Below are 4,239 nucleotides of genomic sequence, written 5' to 3'. Positions count from 1 at the left end.
AAATAATTTTTACAACACTGATAATCAGCAGTTTGAGTGTTTTAGAGGCCATTTGAAACCAATATTTAAATGACTTCTAAGCAGGCGGTCGAAGGTTCGAATCCTTCTGCCATCACGACACTCTCGAAACCACGCCCTTGGGCGTGGTTTTTTAATTTATAAAAAAACCAAACGGAGTTTGAGTTTTGGAATAAATTAAAAAAACAAGCAGCGATAGCTGTGTGGTTTCGAATTTGCAACATTACTTGCTGAAGGAACACCGTAGGTAATCCTTCCAAGAAGATTCTTCGGAAAATGTTTGACAAGAAATAGATAAACCAAGCAGCGATAGCTGTGTGGTTTCGAATTTGCAACATTGCTTGCTGAAGGAACACCGCAGGTAATCCTTCCAAGAAGATTCTTCGGAAAATGTTTTACAAGAAATAGATAAACCAAGCAGCGATAGCTGTGTGGTTTCGAATTTGCAACATTACTTGCTGAAGGAACACCGTAGGTAATCCTTCCAAGAAGATTCTTCGAGACCAATAGTTCTGTGCCTATAAGACGTAACCATTAAGAGGTGGGATGTATGCCCTGGATACGCTCTTAGGTCCTACCACTTCTAAAGAGGAAGAAGCCTATAATGGCTTCAGGGACGAGTTTACGGATTACTCCAAATACAAAAAAAGGAATTGGCTTTCTATGTAGGCTTCAAAAACAACTTTTCCGTAATGGAGTTTTATATAGTTTTGAAGTTATTATTGTTGAAAATTTGTTGGGAGTCCATATTTACAGTAACTCATTCTAGCGGTTCTTGTTTTGTCCCTCTAAAATTGATAATTTCAATAAGTCCTTTTGTGGGTTGTATTCTGTAGATAATATAGTTATTCTTTTCTACCAGTCCTTTATGGAGATTTTTATAATTACCTGTTTCAGGATAGATTTTCGGATATTTACTTATACGGATTAAAAAGTCTTGCAAGTTCTGTTTAAGATTGTGGATTTCCTTTTCCGTCCATTCTTCCTCAAGATATTCAATGACATTTTCCAGGCCTCTTTCGGCCTGTGGTGTTCAAACAATATTTAATACCATTTATCAAAACGCTTCATGACGGTTTCACTGGATGCATATTCGCCTTTATCTGCCTGTTTTAAGCCTGTTTTAATTTCTTTCTGTTCTTCTATTGTCATTTCGTTCCACCAGTCTACCTGCTCTTGGTCAAATACCTTCTTAAGTTTCGCCAATAAGGTTTCGTTCTGCGTTTGCAGTAAAAGATGCATCAGCTCTAATTTTTTGGCTTCTATATTCATGATTGAAACTTTTATCCTATCAAAGATACTTTTTTATCTGCAAACTCTGTTCCCTAATCTACAAACGGAAGCTCTCCTCAGTAAATCTTATGGACGGATTATCCTCAGTTTGGTATTTTAGTTCTATTAATTAGCTTTTTGACCATTTCGGGCATTTTCCAGATTGTGCATTCATGTTGCATCTTCTTTATATTCTTTTACCGAAAAATGTGGAGATTTAATTTCCTATTTGAATGTTCAACATTACCGTGGTATGGGTTACTATTTTATGTGAAAATATATTAGTCACCGTAGCTTCAAATAATTTCGGAATGATAATTTAAATTTCCAATCTTTCCTGATATTGATCCATTATATGGGTTGGGAGGTTCTTGATATATATTTCCGTAGTGCTCATATCACTATGCCCAAGCATTTTGCTCAGTGCGTTTATGGGAACATCATTGAGAATAAGATTGGTTGCCATAGCGTGAAGACTTACGCTTCCCAAACTTCCCTGAGAACGGCATCTAGATCCATTAGGGTTTGCTTGCAGTTGCCATTAAAGGAAGAGCCATGCATGGTAGCCAATGTTTTTGGGTTGAGGTCTACCAAACTCTGAATAATTTTTCCGGTGCGTTTGGTATAGGGGGTGTATCCCATTAGCGGGCCATTTTCAAACTCCAGTAAGGAACTTTTGTGCAAGGACAGGATATCCGAATCCGTTATGGGTTTTACATCGCCATTTTGGTGAAGAATATCCGAACAAAAAAGGGTCTTATTGGTTTCCTCAAACAATACGCCAGCATCCCAACCGTGGGGAAGATGAGGGGTTCTGATAAAACGAAACTTATGTTTCCCCGTAGTAATGGTGTCTCCCTGTGCCATGGCATGGGCAGGACGGATGGAATAATCACCCATATTAACCAAGGCTCCCACTTCACTACAGACAGGTAAGGCATTAGGAGCAATTTGGAGCCACTCGTTCAGGGCCCCGCACTCATCTACTTCAAAATGACTAAAGCCAATCCACCTAAGCGCTGAGGGGTTGATGAGTTTGCTTACGGCCTCACGTAGTGCTGGAAACATATTTTTCATCCCTGCATGGTAGAGCATGGGCTGATTGTCCATGATGAGGAAATGATTGAATTGTAAATTTATTTCTGGTACATAAAGGGAAATTCTGTAAACATCGGGTGCAATTTCGTGGATTTGCATGGTGTATGGGATTAAGGGTTAGATGTGAAATCAAAATTATAAGGGTCCTGTTGTAATTCACTGGTAAGTAGGAGGTTGCTTTATGAGTTGAGAAGGAATGGCTGGCTGGCACCTTCTTATATTTAATCATCTAAATTTATGCTAGTGTTATAGAATAGAAGAAACCATCCCGCTAAAACCTTTAGCGGGATGGTTAATCAATTTCCTCAGAGTCGTTCCAACGATTTGGTAGTGCTACTCATCAGTAATGCTATCCCCACAGTCTTGTGACATAAAACGGATTACATAGCTATTTTTATGACTTCTGCCAGTGAGGGGTTAAGGGAGTGGGTAGTGGCCCAGAGACTCCCGTCCTTCCCAAAAGTAATACCTGTAAGACCCATTATCCCAGTAGCTATCTCTTCAATATTCAATGTTTCTATATCAATTGCACTTATAGTACCACCTACACCTGTACCTAAGACTTCCACTGCAAACCAGCTTTGTTCATCTAGTTCTGCAACGTAGAGTTTTCCGTCGGGGCCAAAGGCTAAATCGATGATAGAAGTGAAACCTCCATCCAATAACTTCATGCAATCCGCACTTGTACCACAGGCAGCTCCCGATGCATTGGGAGATATTCGCCATATATTGGAGGCATCTGCAGGAGCCGGAAACCCTTTAAGCTCCCCCACATAATAATAGCCGTCTGGCCCCACTACTACAGTGGTTGGGACTGCTTGTGCTGGCAATTGTGGAGTGTCGCATATAAACGCGAAATCAGGATTGGGGCAGCCTACAAGGGCTTGTAGGTTGGCAGTAGATACCATTTCATCAGGGAATACAGCCAAAAGCTTTATGTTCCCCTGCCTATCAACCTGAAGAAGGTCGTTTCCCCCTGCATCTGTTACCAATGCGGCATTGCCACCTAGGGAGGCTAGGCCAAAAGGGTTAGAATCTACCCCAGCGCCATCAGGGTCATACGCTTCTTCAAAGGCAAATAGGTCGGCAATGAGTTTGCTATTGCCATTAGAGACCCGATGTAAACCTTGGCCCGTATTAATGACAGCCCCGTCGGGTCCGCCAATAGCGCCCGTGATGGCCCACATAGAGCCGGTTCCAATAGGGGCAACGTCAGTAACACCAAGCAAAGGAATGTTGGTAGTGCCCGTAGCGTTGGCAATTCCAGCGCCACCGTCCGCAACCAAAATGTCCCCGTTAGGGGCGGTTGCAAGACCAAAAAGGGGTGTGGTGAAACCCTCGGAGCTCATTTTTTTACCTGCTTTGGCTGTAATAGCTCCATGTTCTAAGATGGCTTCGGGGGTAATAGACTCTTTACTACATGCCGTTAATAATAAGAGGGACAGGGTTAGGACCCCGAAAATGGATAAATTTTTCATAATTACATTTTTTAAGTAAATGAAAACTCTTTTAGTAAAATACTCTAAGTCGGAATGAAATTATTCCTAACAAGCTGAAGAGGGGTCGCAAGAAACCGTCATAAGTGCTTTCTATAAACAAAGAGCACTTTAAAATGGGAGAGTGTAAATAGAAGGTAAATCAAAAAAACAGGTTGATTGTCAGTCTCTTATAAATGTATGGTTTTTTGTGGATAACCCCAAATGAAAATAGGAAACAATTAATAAATATTTAAAGTTGTGGGAGGGATCTCATCAACCTTTAAATAAAAGGGCGGCTATTGGAGTATTGGTCATTTCCTTTGTTGTGGTAGATTTACCTTCCCAATTTATTTGGTTTTAGGCTGAGAAACTA

At 40.7% G+C, this 4,239-nt stretch carries 5 protein-coding genes and 1 pseudogene; 1 reads left to right on the top strand and 5 read right to left on the bottom strand.

Annotated features, from left to right (window positions below; translation table 11 throughout):
• Positions 1–564: 564 nt before the first annotated feature.
• On the top strand, positions 565–687 hold the full coding sequence (locus F1E73_RS18025) for a hypothetical protein (protein ID WP_262714309.1): 123 nt from the start codon (positions 565–567) through the stop codon (positions 685–687).
• A 91-nt stretch (positions 688–778) separates the two neighbouring features.
• Here F1E73_RS18025 and F1E73_RS18140 read toward each other — a convergent pair.
• The 5 genes and pseudogenes from F1E73_RS18140 to F1E73_RS16445 all read right to left on the bottom strand — a co-directional run.
• Positions 779–1,039: pseudogene (locus tag F1E73_RS18140) on the bottom strand (type II toxin-antitoxin system RelE/ParE family toxin); the annotation flags it as partial.
• Positions 1,040–1,062: 23 nt separating this feature from the next.
• Positions 1,063–1,290 carry a hypothetical protein gene (locus F1E73_RS16460; RefSeq protein WP_150452584.1) on the bottom strand — a complete coding sequence of 76 codons (228 nt, stop codon included), beginning with the start codon at positions 1,288–1,290 and terminating at the stop codon, positions 1,063–1,065.
• Positions 1,291–1,609: 319 nt separating this feature from the next.
• Positions 1,610–1,756 carry a tyrosine-type recombinase/integrase gene (locus F1E73_RS16455; protein WP_150452583.1) on the bottom strand — a complete coding sequence of 49 codons (147 nt, stop codon included), beginning with the start codon at positions 1,754–1,756 and terminating at the stop codon, positions 1,610–1,612.
• Positions 1,757–1,767: 11 nt separating this feature from the next.
• Positions 1,768–2,487 (bottom strand): oxygen-binding di-iron domain-containing protein, encoded by a 720-nt coding sequence (locus F1E73_RS16450; RefSeq protein WP_086477818.1) that lies wholly within the window; start codon positions 2,485–2,487, stop codon positions 1,768–1,770.
• 281 nt (positions 2,488–2,768) lie between these two features.
• The gene (locus F1E73_RS16445; RefSeq protein ID WP_150452582.1) at positions 2,769–3,866 is read right to left on the bottom strand and encodes a ScyD/ScyE family protein; all 1,098 of its coding nucleotides are present in this window, start codon (positions 3,864–3,866) and stop codon (positions 2,769–2,771) included.
• Positions 3,867–4,239 lie beyond the last annotated feature (373 nt).

This window comes from Arenibacter lacus (assembly GCF_008711145.1).
GTDB lineage: Bacteria > Bacteroidota > Bacteroidia > Flavobacteriales > Flavobacteriaceae > Arenibacter > Arenibacter amylolyticus.
This window is presented reverse-complemented; position numbering and strand designations above follow the sequence as displayed.